At 36.2% G+C, this 18,261-nt stretch carries 14 protein-coding genes and 2 tRNA genes; 8 read left to right on the plus strand and 8 right to left on the minus strand.

Annotated features, from left to right (window positions below; genetic code table 11):
* Positions 1-80: 80 nt before the first annotated feature.
* Genes lldD through lldP form a run of 3 tightly spaced genes read right to left on the minus strand, consistent with a single transcriptional unit; the run spans position 81 to position 3,673 of the window.
* Entirely contained in the window at positions 81-1,232 is a 1,152-nt protein-coding gene (lldD, locus tag AOY20_RS12870) for an FMN-dependent L-lactate dehydrogenase LldD (protein ID WP_054582237.1), read from the minus strand.
* Positions 1,233-1,235: 3 nt separating this feature from the next.
* A complete protein-coding gene (lldR, locus tag AOY20_RS12875; protein ID WP_054582238.1) occupies positions 1,236-1,979 on the minus strand; it encodes a transcriptional regulator LldR in 744 nt (247 codons plus the stop codon).
* Between the two features lie 23 nt (positions 1,980-2,002).
* Positions 2,003-3,673 carry an L-lactate permease gene (gene lldP, locus AOY20_RS12880; protein ID WP_171250418.1) on the minus strand — a complete coding sequence of 557 codons (1,671 nt, stop codon included), beginning with the start codon at positions 3,671-3,673 and terminating at the stop codon, positions 2,003-2,005.
* 540 nt (positions 3,674-4,213) lie between these two features.
* Between lldP and argG the strand changes: the two genes are divergently transcribed.
* From argG to AOY20_RS12915, 8 genes are all read left to right on the plus strand, one after another.
* Entirely contained in the window at positions 4,214-5,557 is a 1,344-nt protein-coding gene (argG, locus tag AOY20_RS12885; protein ID WP_054582240.1) for an argininosuccinate synthase, read from the plus strand.
* 378 nt (positions 5,558-5,935) lie between these two features.
* On the plus strand, positions 5,936-6,970 hold the full coding sequence (gene pyrC / locus AOY20_RS12890) for a dihydroorotase (RefSeq protein WP_054582241.1): 1,035 nt from the start codon (positions 5,936-5,938) through the stop codon (positions 6,968-6,970).
* On the plus strand, positions 6,955-7,614 hold the full coding sequence (gene rnt, locus AOY20_RS12895) for a ribonuclease T (protein WP_162490449.1): 660 nt from the start codon (positions 6,955-6,957) through the stop codon (positions 7,612-7,614). Before pyrC ends, rnt begins: the two co-directional genes overlap by 16 nt.
* Before the next feature lie 20 nt (positions 7,615-7,634).
* Positions 7,635-7,710 (plus strand) — tRNA-Glu (locus AOY20_RS12900).
* Positions 7,711-7,840: 130 nt separating this feature from the next.
* On the plus strand, positions 7,841-10,363 hold the full coding sequence (locus AOY20_RS12905) for a TonB-dependent receptor plug domain-containing protein (protein ID WP_227510338.1): 2,523 nt from the start codon (positions 7,841-7,843) through the stop codon (positions 10,361-10,363).
* Between the two features lie 87 nt (positions 10,364-10,450).
* A complete protein-coding gene (locus AOY20_RS15090; RefSeq protein ID WP_257720059.1) occupies positions 10,451-10,573 on the plus strand; it encodes a hypothetical protein in 123 nt (40 codons plus the stop codon).
* Between the two features lie 217 nt (positions 10,574-10,790).
* Positions 10,791-10,866, plus strand: a tRNA-Glu gene (locus AOY20_RS12910).
* A gap of 106 nt (positions 10,867-10,972) precedes the next feature.
* Positions 10,973-12,385, plus strand: a complete 1,413-nt coding sequence (locus AOY20_RS12915) for an amino acid permease (RefSeq protein WP_054582243.1) — start codon at positions 10,973-10,975, stop codon at positions 12,383-12,385.
* A 57-nt stretch (positions 12,386-12,442) separates the two neighbouring features.
* Here AOY20_RS12915 and AOY20_RS12920 read toward each other — a convergent pair whose 3' ends face one another.
* The 5 genes from AOY20_RS12920 to AOY20_RS12940 form a co-directional block, all read right to left on the minus strand.
* Positions 12,443-13,402 carry a 2-hydroxyacid dehydrogenase gene (locus AOY20_RS12920; RefSeq protein WP_054582244.1) on the minus strand — a complete coding sequence of 320 codons (960 nt, stop codon included), beginning with the start codon at positions 13,400-13,402 and terminating at the stop codon, positions 12,443-12,445.
* A gap of 4 nt (positions 13,403-13,406) precedes the next feature.
* Positions 13,407-14,048, minus strand: a complete 642-nt coding sequence (locus tag AOY20_RS12925) for a hypothetical protein (protein ID WP_054582245.1) — start codon at positions 14,046-14,048, stop codon at positions 13,407-13,409.
* Between the two features lie 81 nt (positions 14,049-14,129).
* Entirely contained in the window at positions 14,130-16,022 is a 1,893-nt protein-coding gene (locus tag AOY20_RS12930) for a M48 family metalloprotease (RefSeq protein ID WP_054582246.1), read from the minus strand.
* Positions 16,023-16,113: 91 nt separating this feature from the next.
* On the minus strand, positions 16,114-17,652 hold the full coding sequence (gene purF / locus AOY20_RS12935) for an amidophosphoribosyltransferase (RefSeq protein ID WP_054582247.1): 1,539 nt from the start codon (positions 17,650-17,652) through the stop codon (positions 16,114-16,116).
* A gap of 24 nt (positions 17,653-17,676) precedes the next feature.
* Positions 17,677-18,261, minus strand: coding sequence for a CvpA family protein (locus tag AOY20_RS12940; protein WP_054582248.1), 585 nt, complete (start codon positions 18,259-18,261; stop codon positions 17,677-17,679).

Here is an 18,261-nt window from a genome sequence, read left to right on the forward strand (position 1 = left end):
TGAAGACACTCAGAACTCAAGAAGAAGGAATTTTATTGCTGAAAATGCGCTAAACTTATAAAAATTAAATTTGAAATGACTTAACGAAGTTCTTTTTCTAACTTCACCAAACAATCAGAGCTAATATCTGCAATCGTTTTAGCCCCTGTCAAGGTCATTGCTACACGCATTTCTTTATCAATTAAATCAAGTAAATTACTAACACCTGCGCCACCTGCAGCACCTAAAGCATAAACAAATGCACGACCCAACATACAGGTGTCTGCACCCAATGCCAACATGCGTACAACATCTAAACCGTTACGAATGCCAGAATCTGCAAGAATTTTAATATCACCTTTAACCGCATCAGCAATAGGAGGTAAAGCACGAGCAGAAGATAAAACACCATCCAACTGACGACCGCCATGATTCGATACCACAATACCATCAGCACCAAAACGCACCGCATCTTTGGCATCTTCAGGGTCTAAAATACCCTTAATTACCATAGGTCCATCCCAAAACTCACGAATCCACTCTAAGTCTTTCCATGAAATTGATGGATCAAAGTTATTGCCTAACCAACCGATATAATCTTCTAAGCCTGTTGGTTTACCCAAATATTTTGAGATATTTCCCAAGTCATGAGGACGCCCCATCATGCCAACATTCCAAGCCCAATGTGGATGGAAACATGATTGTATATAACGACGCATTGCGGCATTTGGACCACTCATGCCCGAGTGAGCATCTCTATAACGTGCACCCGGTACAGGCATATCTACGGTAAATACTAAAGTTGAACAGCCCGCAGCTTTTGCACGTTCTAATGCATTACGCATAAACCCACGGTCACGCAATACATAAAGTTGAAACCACATTGGACGTTGAATTGCGGGTGCAACTTCTTCAATTGGACAAACAGAAACTGTAGATAAAGTAAATGGAATTCCTTTTTTATCTGCTGCAACTGCAGCCTGAACTTCACCACGACGTGCATACATTCCTGTTAAACCAACAGGAGACAAAGCCACAGGCATAGATAAAGTTTCATCAAAAAGCTTTGTTTCCAAACTTAGCTCTGACATATCATTTAAAACACGTTGTCTAAGCGCAATTTTTGATAAATCTTCTACATTGCGTTTTAACGTATATTCTGCGTATGCACCACCATCAATATAATGAAACAAAAATGGAGGTAAACGACGCTTTGCCGCTTCACGGTAATCATTTGCAGAAGAAATAATCATAATTTAAATCCTGTTTAATCGACTTGCACGCTGTTGACGAGCTTCTTCTTCATCTATAGAACGTACTTGTCGAATGACAAACTCAATATGCCCACATACTGCATTTTTCGCAGCTTCTGGATCTTGATTTTCAATTGCCGTCATAACGCTTAAGTGCTGATCTTGCAATTGATCAAAACGATGTGATTCCGAATAAACTTTACGTCGCCCTAAAACGACATTAAATTCCAACAAATTAAATAAACTTCGCATGACTTGAATCAGCACGACATTATGTGAAGCTTCTGCAATTGCAAGATGAAATTTAGCATCTGCTCTTGCAGCTTCATCATCATCACCAATCGCTTGATAATGTGCGATACGCTCATAACATTGTCTTATTTTGGCAATATCTTCTGCTGTTGCACGTTGTGCTGCATACCATGCTGTACCGCCCTCTAAAATTAATCGTGATTCCTGAACATCAAAGCGATATTCAGGATCTTGATCAATTAAATTACTTAAAGGTTGTACAATTTGATGCTGTGACCAATCTACTGGAACTTGCTGCACATAAGTACCTGCACCAACTTTACTGACCAAAATCCCTTGACTAATTAACTGTTGAATCGCTTCACGTAAAGAAGAACGAGAAACAGCCAATAACTCACATAATTTACGTTCAGCAGGCAAACGGTCTCCGACTTGCATTTCATTTTTTTGAATAAATACACGTAAGTTTTGTACGACTTTGTCAGAGACTTTCATTTGCAATTACCTTTTGTTGCATGTCATGGAATCATCCATGGGAACACATAAGCTTGTAAGGTAATCATAATACCGATCATGATGGTAAAAACGATACTGTGTTTTACAGTAAATCGGAATAAATCTGATTCTTTACCCACCAAACCTACGGCTGCACATGCAATTGCAATTGATTGTGGTGAAATCATTTTCCCTGTTACACCACCACTAGTATTTGCTGCAACCAACAATACTTCTGGAACACCAATTTGCTGTGCCGTTGTCGCTTGTAATGCAGAGAACAATGCATTTGCCGATGTATCTGAACCTGTTAAAAACACGCCAATCCATCCTAAGAATGGAGAGAAGAAAGTGAAAGCATGTCCAGTATGTGCAAGTGCTAAAGCTAATGTTGCAGACATTCCTGAATAATTTGCAATAAAAGCAAATGCTAACACCATACCAATTGAATAAATTGGTGTTTTTAATTCATAGATTGTTTCGGCAAATGTTGAAATCGCTTCTTTAGGTTTCATTTTTAAATAAATGATTGTAATCACTGCCGCAATAAAAATTGCAGTCCCTGTTGCAGACAACCAATCAAACTTAAAAACTGCATCATAATCTTGAACATCAGCAACAACAGGCGGCATTTTTTGCACAAGCTGATGTAAATATGGCACTTGGATTGAAATCACTAAGTCATGTAAAGCACCACCTTTGGCAAATAAATCCTTAAATGGCTTAATGCTCCAAATTGTTACCATAACCGTTAAAATAGCAAATGGAGACCATGCTTTTGCAATTTGCCCCAAGGTATATTTCTTTTGCTTTTCTTCTTCTAAGCTCCCATCAACATTTTGGTCTTCTTGATTAAAACGGAAAATATGTTTTGGTTGCCAAAATTTCAATAGCACTGTAAGAGCAACTAAAGATGCAATTGCTGCGGTAATGTCTGGTAATTCTGGACCTACAAAATTTGATGTTAAATATTGAGCAATAGCAAATGCACCACCACCTACAATTACCGCAGGCCATGTTTCTTTAACACCACGCCAGCCATCCATGATTGCCATAATCCAAAACAGCACAATCGGCACCATAAATGGTAATTGGCGACCTACCATCTTACTAATTTCTAGAGTTTCAACACCAGAAACCTGACCTGCCACAATAATTGGAATACCCATCGCACCAAATGCAACAGGAGCTGTATTTACAATTAAACATAAACCAGCAGCATATAAAGGTTTAAACCCTAATCCAACCAATAAAGCCGCTGTAATTGCAACTGGTGCACCAAAACCTGCAGCACCTTCTAAAAAAGTACCAAAGGCAAAACCTACTAAAAGCATTTGTAAACGTTGATCTTCAGTAATGGATAAAATAGAAGCTCGAATAACGCTAAACTGCCCTGTTTTAACTGAAATTTTATACAGAAAAACTGCACCAACAATAATCCATGCAATTGGCCACAGACCATATAAAAAGCCATAAATCAAGGAAGCGAATGCCATCATCGCAGGCATATCATATGCAAATAACGAAACGCCCAATGCCAAAATTACAGTAATTGTTCCCGCAACGCTCCCTTTTAAACGAAAGACAGCCAATGCAAAAAAGAAAAATACAATAGGAATAAGCGCAATTAGGCTAGATAGCCAAATATTCCCCATTGGATCATAAATCTGTTGCCATGATTGCAGCATTCTCATCTCCTTGAAATGCTCAACTTTTATATAAACCCACTTTAAAAATCATATTGGTAATACCAATGTTTATTTCAACAAAAAAAATAAACACCTAAATCCTTATAATTATCTTAATTTCTAAGTAAAAGAAGTTCAATAACAATAAATGGTCATACCAATTTAAATGAGTAACTTAAATTAAATAGCGATCCGAAAGCATCTATAAAAAATTAATTATCCAATTGTTTTTTATCAAAAAATAATTCTTCACTTTTTCTCATTTAACATTCACTCAACTTTAGTCTAACACCTCAAAATAGGACTTAAATTCCATCTTTATCCCCCAATTAAATTCAACTAAAACAAATCTATAATCTCTCACTATTCATTTAAGCCAATCTTGAAACCCAAAAAATTCTGGAGATAAAATCCACAAAAGACCTAAAATTTTTTAAAAATGTATTTTTTGCAAAAACAAGCCCTCGGAAAAGTGCTATAATCTGCCAGTTAAAATTCTCATTGGCCACCAAATATGGTGCCTGTTTTAGAAAGTTAGGACTTACAATGACTGATAATGCAACTATCTTGCAGAATGTACCGGTAGGCAAAAAAGTTGGTATCGCCTTTTCTGGTGGTCTTGATACTTCAGCTGCTTTATTGTGGATGAAACAAAAAGGTGCTGAACCTTATGCTTACACAGCAAACTTAGGTCAGCCAGATGAAGATGACTACGATGCTATTCCGAAAAAAGCTGAAGCTTATGGTGCGGTAAAAGCACGATTAGTTGATTGCCGCTTACAACTTGCACTTGAAGGTATTGCTGCAATTCAATGTGGTGCATTCCATATCAGTACAGGTGGTGTTCCTTATTTCAATACAACACCTTTAGGTCGTGCAGTAACAGGTACTATGCTTGTTACTGCAATGAAAGAAGATGATGTAAATATCTGGGGTGATGGTTCGACTTATAAAGGTAACGACATTGAGCGTTTCTACCGTTATGGTCTTTTAACAAACCCAGCACTAAAAATTTATAAGCCTTGGTTAGACCAAACATTTATTGATGAGCTTGGTGGTCGTGCGGAAATGTCACAATTCCTGATCGACAACGGCTTTGACTATAAAATGTCAAAAGAAAAAGCATACTCAACAGATTCAAACATGTTAGGTGCGACTCACGAAGCAAAAGATCTTGAATACCTAAATGCTGGTATCAAAATCGTTGACCCAATTATGGGCGTTGCATTCTGGAAAGAAGACGTTGAAATCGCTCCTGAAGAAGTATCAATTACTTTTGAAGAAGGTTTCCCTGTTGCAATCAACGGTCAACGCATTGAAGATCCTGTTGAGTTTATTCTTGAAGCAAACAAAATCGGTGGTCGTCACGGTCTAGGTATGTCTGACCAAATCGAAAACCGTATCATCGAAGCGAAATCTCGTGGTATCTACGAAGCTCCTGGTATGGCTCTTCTTCATATCGCTTACGAGCGTCTTGTGACTGGTATTCACAACGAAGATACGATTGAACAATACCGTATTAACGGTTTACGTCTTGGTCGTTTATTATACCAAGGTCGTTGGTTCGATTCACAAGCATTAATGCTTCGTGAAACTGCACAACGTTGGGTTGCTAAAGCAATTACTGGTACAGTAACTTTAGAACTTCGTCGTGGTAACGATTACACAATCATGAACACTGAATCTGAAAACCTTACATATGAAGCTGAACGCTTAACTATGGAAAAAGGTGACTCTATGTTCTCTCCAGCAGATCGTATTGGTCAATTGACTATGCGTAACCTAGACATCACAGATACTCGCGCAAAATTAGGTATCTACACTGGTGCAGGTTTACTTGCTGTAGGTACAGGTTCTGCTGTTCCTCAATTAAAAGATAAAAACAAATAATTTGTTAAATCTTTAAAAAAAGCCGCTCTTTTGAGCGGTTTTTTTATTCCACGCAATAAAACACAAAAAATTACCACAAAAAACAGTAAACTAATCAAGTGAATCATTTATTTATATAAACAGAGTTTTTGCCTACTTTATATCCACTTCGCTACAAATCAAAATGTGTTAACACACTATTTATATTTTAAATAGTCAAATCCAGCACAAATCAAGCACCACTTCTAAGTCAGCAATAAACTATTGGATAATAAAGTTCTTTTTTATCGACAAAAAAATAGAAAATTATTTTTATACAAGCATATTTTTATAATTTGTCATTATCTTTTTCTTTATATTTGGATTATCATTCATATTATTTGCATTGTTTGAACTGCTTTGAATACGATTACTATCCTTCAACCAGATGATTGGCATGCACATTTACGTGACGGCCTTGCTCTTCAAAGAACCGTACCCGATTTAGCTCGACAATTTGCTCGAGCAATCTGTATGCCAAATTTAGTACCACCTGTAAAAACAGTTGCTGAAGCTGAAGCATATCGTGAAAGAATTTTAGCTCATGTGCCAATAGACACTCAGTTCGATCCTCGCATGGTTCTTTATTTTACTGACCACACATCACCAGATGAAGTCAAAAAGATTAAAGAATCTGAACATGTAAATGCTATTAAGCTCTATCCTGCTGGTGCAACAACGAATTCAGACAATGGCGTAAGCGATATTCGTAAAGTTTATGCAGTAATTGAACAATTAGAAACACATCAAGTTCCTTTACTTTTACACGGTGAAGTTACACATAATCATGTTGATATTTTTGATCGTGAAAAACGCTTTCTCGATGAAGTGCTAACACCGCTATTAAGACAATTTCCACAACTTAAAATTGTACTTGAACATATCACAACAAGTGATGCAGCTCAGTTTGTTTTAGAACAAGATCGAAATGTCGCAGCAACAATCACACCACAACACTTATTATTTAACCGTAATGACATGCTAGTTGGTGGTGTTAAACCACATTTCTATTGTTTGCCTATTTTAAAACGCCAAACACATCAACAAACATTATTAGAAGTCGCAACCAGTGGAAATCCTCAATTTTTCCTTGGTACAGATAGCGCACCACATTCAAAAAATGCAAAAGAAAATGCATGTGGTTGTGCAGGCTGTTATAGTGCACCTACAGCAATCGAGCTTTATGCTCAGGCGTTTGATCAAGTTGGCAAAATAGAACGCCTTGAAGGCTTTGCTAGCCACTTCGGTGCGGACTTCTATGGTCTCCCACGAAATACGAAGACCATCACCCTAGTGAAAGAAGATCAAATTATTCCAGAAAGTTTAGACTATTTGGATGGTGAAAAAATTGTTCCACTTTATGCTGGAAAAACCATTCAATGGAGAAAATTGTGACAGACGAAACTCTACCAATCATTGGTCAGCGTTTTCGAGGATTTTTACCTGTTGTTGTCGATGTTGAAACAGCAGGTTTTAATTCACAAACCGATGCTTTATTAGAAATTGCGGCTATTCCTATTGTTTATGATGCTGAAGGAAAATTTGTTCCTGGTGAAGCGTATCATGCACATATCAACCCTTTTGAAGGTGCAAATCTAGATCGTAGGTCTTTAGATTTTATTGGTATAGACCCTTTTAATCCAATGCGCGTCGCAATGGCTGAAGATGAAAAATCTGCTATAAAACGCATATTTAAAGCCATCAATAATGTTCGTCGCGAACAAAATTGTACGCATGCTGTTTTGGTTGGTCATAATGCCCATTTCGACTTAGGTTTTGTTCAAGCAGCAATTGCACGCACAGGTACCAAAAATCAAAATCCGTTCCATAGCTTTTCTGTTTTTGATACAGTGACTTTAAGTGCTGTTATGTTTGGACAAACGGTACTTGCCAAATCATGTATTCAGGCTGGAATTGAGTTTGATGGTAAAGAAGCTCACTCCGCTTTATATGACACACAGAAAACTGCTGAACTGTTTTGCTACATTTTAAACAAACTAGCACCAAATTTAGTTGACACTTTAGTGGCGGATCAATAAGATACCGCCATCTTCTAAACGTCCCTATCGTCTAGAGGCCTAGGACATCGCCCTTTCACGGCGGTAACCGGGGTTCGAATCCCCGTAGGGACGCCATCATCATCTCTCTTTATCGTTTTTTTAAATCAGTTTAATTGATATTTTTATTGAAAATAATTCTCATTATTATTGCTACATTTTTAATATTTAATGATAATCAATATTATTATTGTTTGCATTTGTGTTTATGATGACGTTCTCTCGTACAATCCTTAGCTGTGCCATTTTAACCATTCTCAATATATCAGCTTACGCAAACCATGAAACCGATAGTACATACAATACCAATAACAACAAAGTTTATGTTGCACTCAATACAATTCATTTGACTGCACAAAATAATAATGAAATTGGAAAAACCATTTATACCAAGGAAGATTTAGAGCGCACACCGAATAGCCAAAAAACAATTAGTGAATTTTTAAAAGTAAATGCAAATATAGAATTTTCAAATAATGCAAATGCTGCTGCATCTCAGGGTGAAATTAATTCAGGAGACATGTCCATTCATGGTGCTCTACCCTATAACAATAGCTTTTTAGTCAACGGAATGAATATCAACAATGATATTAATCCATATTCAAACAATACTGCTGCCAATCATGTCAACAATCTTGCAGGCAGCTCACAAGCCATCACCATCAATACCGACTTATTATGCAACCTTGAAGTATTAGATAGTAATGTTAGTGCTAAATATGGCAAATTTACAGGTGGTGTCATCAGCGCTGAAACCTGTGCACCAAAAACTGAAGTAGAAAAAATTCATGGTTCAATAAACTATGACTACACAAATTCTTCTTGGAACCGTTTCAACTATATTGATGCAGATGAAGAGGCTGATTTCTTAGATCCAGCAGAAACAAGTGCTCAAAAGAATTATAGTAAACAAGGGTTCAGTCTCTTTAGTTATGGGCGACTTAGCAATACTATTGGCATGAATTTAGGCTTTACGCAAAGGAAGTCAGATATTGATGCAAATTCTCTACTCATTGATGCACGCCCATACAATGAAACTCGCCAAGCCGATAATACAACATTTGAATTATTCTACGATCCATCAGATGACTTTTCTGCAAAACTTGGTTTACAACATTTTGAAGATAAAAGCTTACGTTTTGTAGCAACAGCTTTAACAGATGGTATTAAACAAAGTTCAAATAGTGATTCCATTAATTTAAACCTAAAAAATAATTTAGGATTTGCAACATTAAAGCAAAACATAAGCTATCAAGAGAAAAAAAATAACCGCGAAAGCTCAATCAATGATATTTATGCTTGGTACTATTCAGAAGATAAAAACTGGGGCTCAACAACCCAGTCCACAGAAGGTACTTTTGGCAATATTTACACCAAACAAAAAACCTTTAATTATGATGTAAGTGGTGCTTTTGAAGATATACAACTATTTCAAACACGCCATCATTTTAATATTGGAGCGGGTTTTGAACATACCAATGCTGGTTGGTATAGACCCGAAGACTATTCTTCTTATTTTCTACCGACAAAATTTGGTACAGACTGTATTCAAAATGACGGAACATTTGCCGATGCTTGCGATGCCAGCTTTATTCCAAGCAAAAACACTTCAGGACAATACAGCACCAGAAAAACTGTGTATTTAGCAGGTAATATAGATCTTACACAAGATTCTTGGTATGCCTTTGCAGAGGATAAAATCAACTGGAATGACACAATAGAAGCAACTATTGGCTTACGTTACGATTATGACAGCATTACCAAAAATGGAAACATTGCACCTCGTACATCTTTAAATTACATGCCTTTTTCCAATCAAAGTTTAATATTAACAACAGGTTGGAACCGCTATTACGATCGCTATCTATATACATTTAGCCTACAAGACGGTTTAAATAATTTACAACAACGCTATGATCGTAAAGATCTTGATTCCCCATGGACTGAAGGTGCAAATAATTCTTCTATTAATGTGAGCCGAAACCAACTTGACCTTCCTTATGCAAATGAATGGCTTATTGGGATGAGTGGTGAATTCAGCAATTGGAGCTACCAACTAAAATACATCAAGCGCGATTATAAGGATCAATATTATTTGGTTCGCCCAGATCCAACAGATTTATGGACACGCATTTACACAAATGACAAAACGTATCGCTCAAAAAATATTACCTTTAATTTGAATAATATCACCCCTATTGATCTATTCGAGGCTGAACATCGTTTTAATTTAGCCCTAAATTATTCAAACACTAAACGTGACTACAACAATGCTGATGAAGTTGAGTTAAAAAACTACACGCATGTTTTATTCAATGGATCAATTACAACTCCAAACGATATTCCTGCAAGTGATTTCAACACACCTATTACAGCTCGCTTAAGCTGGGATTTTACCCCCCACCGCTTAACAGGTTTAAATATTAGTAATTTTCTAATTTATAAACCACATTATGATGATCTTACCAAGTCTAGTATCCCAGCTAAAGATCAGATTACACATAATGGCTTACCTATTATTTATAGCTACAATGATACTAAAATTCCAACAGTATTCCGTTGGGATATGCGTATAAGCTACACCCAAAAATTATCTAAGAATATAAATGGAATTTTTGGATTAACCATTAATAATGTAACAAACCGCCATAATGTATATTTAGACAATGACTATTATCTAAAATCTGAAATTGGTCGACAATTTATTGCAGATATCACCCTTAAATTTTAAGCATAAAAGAAAAGAGAGGGAGCTCTCTTTTTTTATAATCTTTCGCTATACTAAAAACTCTAGAACATACCTTTTTGTGCTTTTATTATGTTGAAAAATATTCTACTTGTTTGTGCAATTCTACTTCCTTCCGCACTTTATCTTTATATCGTCACTAAAGATGATGCTCCAAAAGCTACACATCCAATTGATAAAATTCAAAACAAATAAAGTTTATACAAGTTATTTAACGAAAAAAAATAGACTTCCCCCCAATCAAAACTTCACTATTATAATGATAATAGCCTCTATTTAGATATAGAGGCCTTTTCAATATTTAACATAGCCTTAACTCTGATGAATATTTAATAATCACATAAACATTTATATTCTAATTCTTTTTTGACAATTACGATCTAGACCTATAATATAGCCATCACCTCAAAACGTCCCTATCGTCTAGAGGCCTAGGACATCGCCCTTTCACGGCGGTAACCGGGGTTCGAATCCCCGTAGGGACGCCATTTATAATAACTAAATTATATATTCATTAATTAATCACAATTCGATTGCACAAATCTGTATTTTCACTACAATAACTCCCTTCATTTATTTACTTTTTGACATCCTATGCACTCATCTCCGAATGATGCTTCGCATCAGGGCAATTCTGCGCCTTTAAAACGCGCTATGAGTACTCGACATCTAGTTATGATTTCGCTTGGCGGCGCAATCGGGACTGGCCTATTTTTAGGTTCGGGTGAAGTCATTGCACAAACGGGGCCAGTAGGTGCCATTATCTCCTATTTCCTTGGCGGTATTATCGCCTATATGGTTATGCTTTGCTTAGGCGAACTTGCTGTTCATATGCCTGAGTCTGGATCTTTTGGTGCCTATGCATCAAAATACATTGGTCCAGGTACTGGTTATACCATGACATGGTTATACTGGTTAACATGGTCAGTGACTCTTGGAACCGAATTTACTGCAGCTGCACTACTTATGCAGGAATGGTTCCCTGATAGTTCTATGTGGCTGTGGACGCTCATCTTTGGTGCTTTCGTATTTACCTTAAATATGATTTCAACCAAATGGTTTGCTGAATCTGAATTCTGGTTAGCTTTAATTAAAGTTGTAACCGTTGTTGCCTTTATTCTTCTTGGTTTATTGGCAATCTTTGGTGTCTTAGGTTATCAAGGTCAAGAAACTGCTCCTCTTTTTGGTAATTTAACTGCGCAAGGCTGGTTCCCAGAAGGTTTATTCCCTATTTTTGCAACAATGCTAATTGTTAACTTTGCCTTCTCTGGTACTGAGTTAATTGGTGTTGCTGCCGGTGAAACTAAAGACCCAGCTAAAAATGTACCAAAAGCCATTAACACTGCCATCTTCCGCCTATTGATCTTTTTTGTAGGTACGATTGTCGTTGTTACTTGCTTACTACCACATCAAGAAGCAGGTCTTAGCGCTGAAGGTGTAAGTAGTAGTCCATTCGTAACTGTCTTCCAACATATTGGTATTCCGTATGCTGAAGATGTGATTCGCTTTGTAATTATCACAGCATTACTTTCTGCTGCAAACTCAGGTTTATTCGCTGCATCACGTATGATGTGGTCATTGTCATACAATAAGCAACTTCCAGCAGTATTCTCTAAAGTGAATGCGCGTGGCATTCCATATGTTGCCGTAATTGTAACAATGATTGGTGGTATGCCAGGCTTACTATCTGAGCAATTTGCACCTGAAACTATCTTTAAAAATCTACTAGGTATTGCTGCCTTTACAATGGTCGTTGTATGGATGAGCATCTGCTTAAGCCAATTCAACTTCCGTCGCCAGTGGTACAAAGCAGGTCACACTAAAGAAGAACTTGGCTTTGCTGCACCACTTTATCCATTAGTGCCTATTCTTGGTTTTATCTTCTGCTTTATTACCTGCGTAAGTATGGTATTTGATGCTGAAATGCTACCTGGTTTTATTGGCTGTATGATTTTCATCGTTGCTTGCTATGTTAGCTACTATACGATTTATCATAAAAAGCAATAATAATACCTCATAAAAAAGGATGCAAAAGCATCCTTTTTTATTTTAAAAATATTAATATCATATGTTTACAGTATACTTAGGTCTGCGATTTTCTAAACCATCTATCAAGTTCTGATAAGCCAACTCTGCCATTTTGTAGCGTGTTTCAGCTGTCGCAGAACCAATGTGTGGTAACGTAATTACATTGTCCAGACCAAATAATTCAGACTCTTGCAAAGGTTCCTTTTCATATACATCCAAGCCAGCAGCATAAATTTGATTTGTTTTTAATGCCTGAATGAGTGCCTGCTCATCAACAACTGAACCTCTTGCAATATTAATAAATACAGCATGTTTTTGCATTTTTTCAAAATGTTCTGTACGAATTAATGCTTTTGAGTCCGCATTTAAATCAACAGCAATAATAATAAAATCAGATTGCTGAAGTAATTCATCTAACTCACAATATTGCGCATTAAATGCATTTGCAACTTCAGGTTTTTCCTTGCGACTATGATACAAAATTTGCATATTAAAACCATAAAAACCACGTCTAGCAATTGCAGTACCAATATTTCCCAAACCGATAATTCCAAGCTTTTTAGCAAAAATATCTTGTCCAAATTGAGATGGAGAAACTGTTCTTTTCCACTCACCTGCCTTTGTCCATTGATCTAGAGCCACAACTTTTCTGGCAGCACTCATCAACAGAGTAAAAGCCAAATCTGCCGTTGTTTCAGTTAATACATGTGGTGTATGGCATAAGTAAATATTTTTTTGTTTTAAGTATTCCAAATCATAATTATCATAACCAACACTTACGCTAGATATGACTTTTAAACGAGTTGCACTTGATAAATTCTTTTTATTCAAAATTCGTCCTGCACCAATCATTCCATCAGCATCTTGTACTTCAGTTAATATTTGCTGATTCACATCACCTAGTTTAGGATTTATTTCTACAACGTGATATTTTTTCTTTAATTTTTCTAAAATTTCTTTATTTATTTGACTAAAAACAACAACTTTTTGTGCCATATACCTACTCTCTTCCTTGATTATTTTGTATAAAGTTCCATAACCTTCGTTTCAATAAAGGTTCTTCCAACATATCTTGTAAACTAGCCAAGCTCATGATGTCATGACTTAAATAATGTGGTAATTTCCCTAAACTGATCACCTTTTTATCAATTGAAATCGCATCAACAAAGCCTTGAATATAATTTCCGACACCATGAGCATCATTCATATTCTCTAAAGCAAATGGCCAATTCAATTCATAAAATTCTGAATGAATTGCACGTTGAATATTTCCCCATAATTGCTGTTGCTCAGCATTAACTTCTGTACTATCAATAATTATGACCAAATGTGACAATACTAATGCTTGTAATGAAAATGGTTCAATTTCTAATCTTGGACGTTCCTCTACAATTTCTTCAATAACTGAACGCACCTCAACTACAGGCTGTTCAATCTCTGGTTTATTAATTATAGTTTTTTGTAGAGTGTCTACCGTTTTTGCAGTAACCGAAGTCTGAACAACTGGTATCTGAGTAATAATTTCAGATATAGTCTGATCTCGCCATAACAATGTACGATCAGTTTCTTGACACACAACATCACGAGGAATCCAAATATCAATTCCTAATTGCGCTAAAACTTCTCTTTGATGACCAATCATGACATCCAACTACTACTTCCTATTTTCAATTGCTATTTTAGCTGTTATTCACTTAGAATTCAGATCTTTTATGAGACAATATCAAATAATCATTAAACTATTTTTCTTTTGCATCATCTCAATCATGTCTTTCGCTTCAAAACCTAAACGCCAATAAAGCAACTCCAATACATCCAATTCATCTTGCGTAATAATACGATCACTCCATAGACATAATTCCGCAGCAGATAACACACTTAAACGATCACGCAATAAAAGCCCTGCCATATCTTGTAAGATTTCTGCTAAATCAATCGGTTCATCTGAAATTTCCTCATATAGCTCTAATTCCTCAGACTTCAAAATCCTACTAAGAATATCCACTCGTGCATGCAATTGATTATCTGTGTTAATTTGCTGTACATGTAAAAGAGCATCAATTAAACGTACAATTTGAGGTTTTACTTCTTCAAGTGATTTGGGCATTCTACTTGGAAGTAAATTTAATTTATATTTTACCGTTTCGATCAACAATGCATCTAGTAAACCAATCTCACCATCTTCCTGAATAATTTTTGCAAGTTTAGTTAAAAATTGACGTGCTATTGTTTCAGGAATAGTACCAATATTTCGACATGCCTCATGAAAGATTGCAATATGATAACGCCCATCCAAACGTAATAATTCATCAACAATCGCTCTGCTCACACTAGCTTCAGCAGGAATGAACTCTCTATATTGTCGTATCATTAAAATTGCAACCATAACTTCCCGAGCACCAGCAGAGGTTTGTAAAGCGCGCTGAATCAACTCAGGCCGCGCCATATTTTCTCGAACTTCTGGGTTCACGGGTTTAATCGCATCTTTAATAGCAAAACTAATTGGAGATAATCTTAATAATGGTAAAGGCTGTGGAGATATCCAAGCCGGCATACGATACTCTTCATTCAACTCTTCTAGCAATTTAAACATTCGAATTAAAGAAAGTTTTCGCTTATTTTTTAAACTCTCCAAGTGTAAATCCTGAATCAGGGTCGGATCTAATTCAAAAATTCGTGCTTGAATACTAGGGTGAATATTCAACCAACTTTGTGGACTTAAGGAATTGGCATAACACATATGTGATATCGCTTCTGAGTATTCACTATATATTTGTGATCCAACATGATGAACTGAAATACGCAGCAATGTTTGAATATTAGCTGTATTATTATTCATTCTTTCAGTTTTAAAATCATTTTTAAACGTAATTTTGCTTAAAATAATATATTTAAAAAATCGTGTAATTAAGACTCCCAAACTTCCAATCAACCAAATTATTCCCCCCATTGCAACAAATAGTGTGGATAACTTACGTTGCGAATGTTCACCATTCAGATTGAAACCTTTTTTTGCTAAGTAACTTCCAATCTGACTGAATGTTGTGAGACAACTGTATAAAATTTTTAAATAAGTATTCCTAATGGTATCGCCAGATAAAATTCGATTAAATTCATGACTTAACAATCCATAAAGCTCATATTCATCTAAATTTTGCAGAGCACCCCAAGTTAAAATAATCACAATATCTTTAGGATAGAAGCCTGCTGTTAAAGCATTTACACCAACTTCATCTGACAAAATATATAAAGATGGTGTTTCTATTTCAAATTTTGTCGCCAATTCAGAAATTATTTTTAAAGCCTGATACTCTTCAGGTGTACTTTCTAATTTTTCAATTTTACGTGCACCTAACCGTGCAGCAAATGAATGCCCTCCTGTACGAAAAATATAATAATCGTACAAAATAAAGCCTAGCATTAAGCATAAAATAAAAGTAATAAAATATGGACTATAGTAATTCCAAAAAATAGATTGAGTAGATTCAAAGTAATAAATTGCTATACCTAATAAAGCATTTAAAATAAATACTGTAAAAGCTACAGCAATGAGCCACACACATGTTGCCCAAACAAACTTTTTATTTTCGAATAAATAGCAACTTACATTCTCCAATGTAAATTCCCTAATCACTAAATTTAGACACATCATAAATTAAAAAAGTGGGAAATTCCCACTTTTTTAATTTTAATTCTCAGAAGAATAATTATTCTTCTGTGATTCCTGTTAAATCAACAGATGCAGCATCAATATTCACATCCACATAACCATCTTGCTCATTTTTAGCAGAATCATTACGCTGTTGTTGAAGATTGTCTAAATACTGCTCATCAATACCACCAGTGACATAAACACCATCAAATACAGAACAGTCAAACTCACGTACTGCTGGAACTTTGGTTGTACGAACAGCTTCTTTTAAATCATCTAAATCTTGAAAAATTAAACGATCTGCTCCAATAATTTCACGAATTTCTTCTACGCTACGATTTGCTGCAATCAATTCAGATTTAGCAGGCATATCAATACCGTAAACGTTTGGATATTTCACCATTGGTGCTGCTGAAGCAAAAAATACTTTTTTCGCACCTGCATCTCTTGCCATTTGAATAATTTCATTACACGTTGTACCACGAACAATTGAATCATCAACCAAAAGTACATTTTTGTTTTGAAATTCCAATTCTACTGGGTTCAACTTATGACGCACAGATTTTTTACGTTGCTGTTGACCTGGCATAATAAATGTACGACCGATATAACGGTTTTTCATAAAGCCTTCGCGGAATTTCACCCCAAGCATATTAGCAAGCTCTAATGCTGAAGTACGCGATGTATCTGGAATTGGAATGACAACATCAATATCATGTTCATCCCCCCACTCACGCAAGATTTTTTGTGCAAGTTTCTCACCCATTTTCAAACGTGCTTTGTATACTGAAATACCATCAATTGTGGCGTCAGGACGTGCAAAATACACATATTCAAAAATGCATGGGCTATATTGATAATTTGTAGCACATTGTTTGGTGTGCAATTGACCAGCCTCATCAATAAAAATAGCTTCACCTGGTAAAACATCACGCTCAACTTTAAAACCAAGTGCTGTAATAGCAACCGATTCTGAAGCCAAAATATATTCTGTACCTTGTTCTGTTTCACGAGAACCATAAATTAAAGGACGGATACCATTCGGATCACGAAAACCTACAATTCCTTGACCAGTGATCATCGCAACAACAGCATAAGCCCCCTTACAACGCTCATGCACACGTGCTACAACATCAAAAATATCATCGGCCGTTGGTACAAGTTTGCCACGCTTCTGTAATTCATGTGCAAATGCATTCAAAAGCACTTCTGAATCTGAATCTGTATTCATATGACGCAAATCTGTTTTGAATAGATCATCATGAATATCGCGTGTATTCGTTAAATTACCATTATGAGCTAAAGTAATCCCATATGGTGAGTTGACATAAAATGGTTGCGCTTCAGCACTACTTGATGAACCTGCAGTTGGATAACGAACATGCCCTATCCCATAATTACCACGTAATGCTCGCATATGGCGTGTATGGAACACATCGCGAACCATACCATTGTCTTTACGAAGGAATAATCGCCCTTCATGACATGTCACAATACCCGCAGCATCTTGTCCACGATGCTGTAACATCGTCAAAGCATCAAATAACATTTGGTTAACGGGTGATTTACCAGCTATACCAACAACTCCACACATAGCAACCTCGCAGACAAGCTAGGATTAATAAAAAGGGTTTTTCGTAGATTTATCTTCTTGGCTACGATGATCGTTTTCCATGCCAGAAGAGAAGTCTGGAGATTTCTTAGAATCTTCGGACCGTATATGCTGTAAAACCTCATTTGCAACATCTTTAGACATCTGTGATGCCCAAGGCGCGTAAGGCATTAAACTTGTGATGAGCTTAGATTGCTTCCAATGTGGAGAACTTTCAACCCAAGGACCAATGCCCTGAATTGTAATTAATACAACCAATAACCCTTTCAAACCGCCTAAAACTCCACCAGCCAACCGGTTTAACGGTCCAAGCTTTAAAGTCTTTAAAATTCGATCTAAAAGAAATGTCACAATCCAAGTAAGAACAATAATACTTAAGATAATAAATGCAAATGCTGCAATTTTTTGTACCACTGGATCAGCACTAAGTACGGTCATGGTTGGTGCCAGAACGGAGGCATATTTTGCAGCTAAAATAAGTGCAAAAATCCACCCCACTAAGTTCGCAAAGGCTTTAATAAATCCTTGTCGCAAACCGTTTAGCCCTCCAATGAGCAAAATAACCAGTATAAAGATATCAATGGTATTCAT

The organism is Acinetobacter equi, from assembly GCF_001307195.1.
GTDB lineage: Bacteria > Pseudomonadota > Gammaproteobacteria > Pseudomonadales > Moraxellaceae > Acinetobacter > Acinetobacter equi.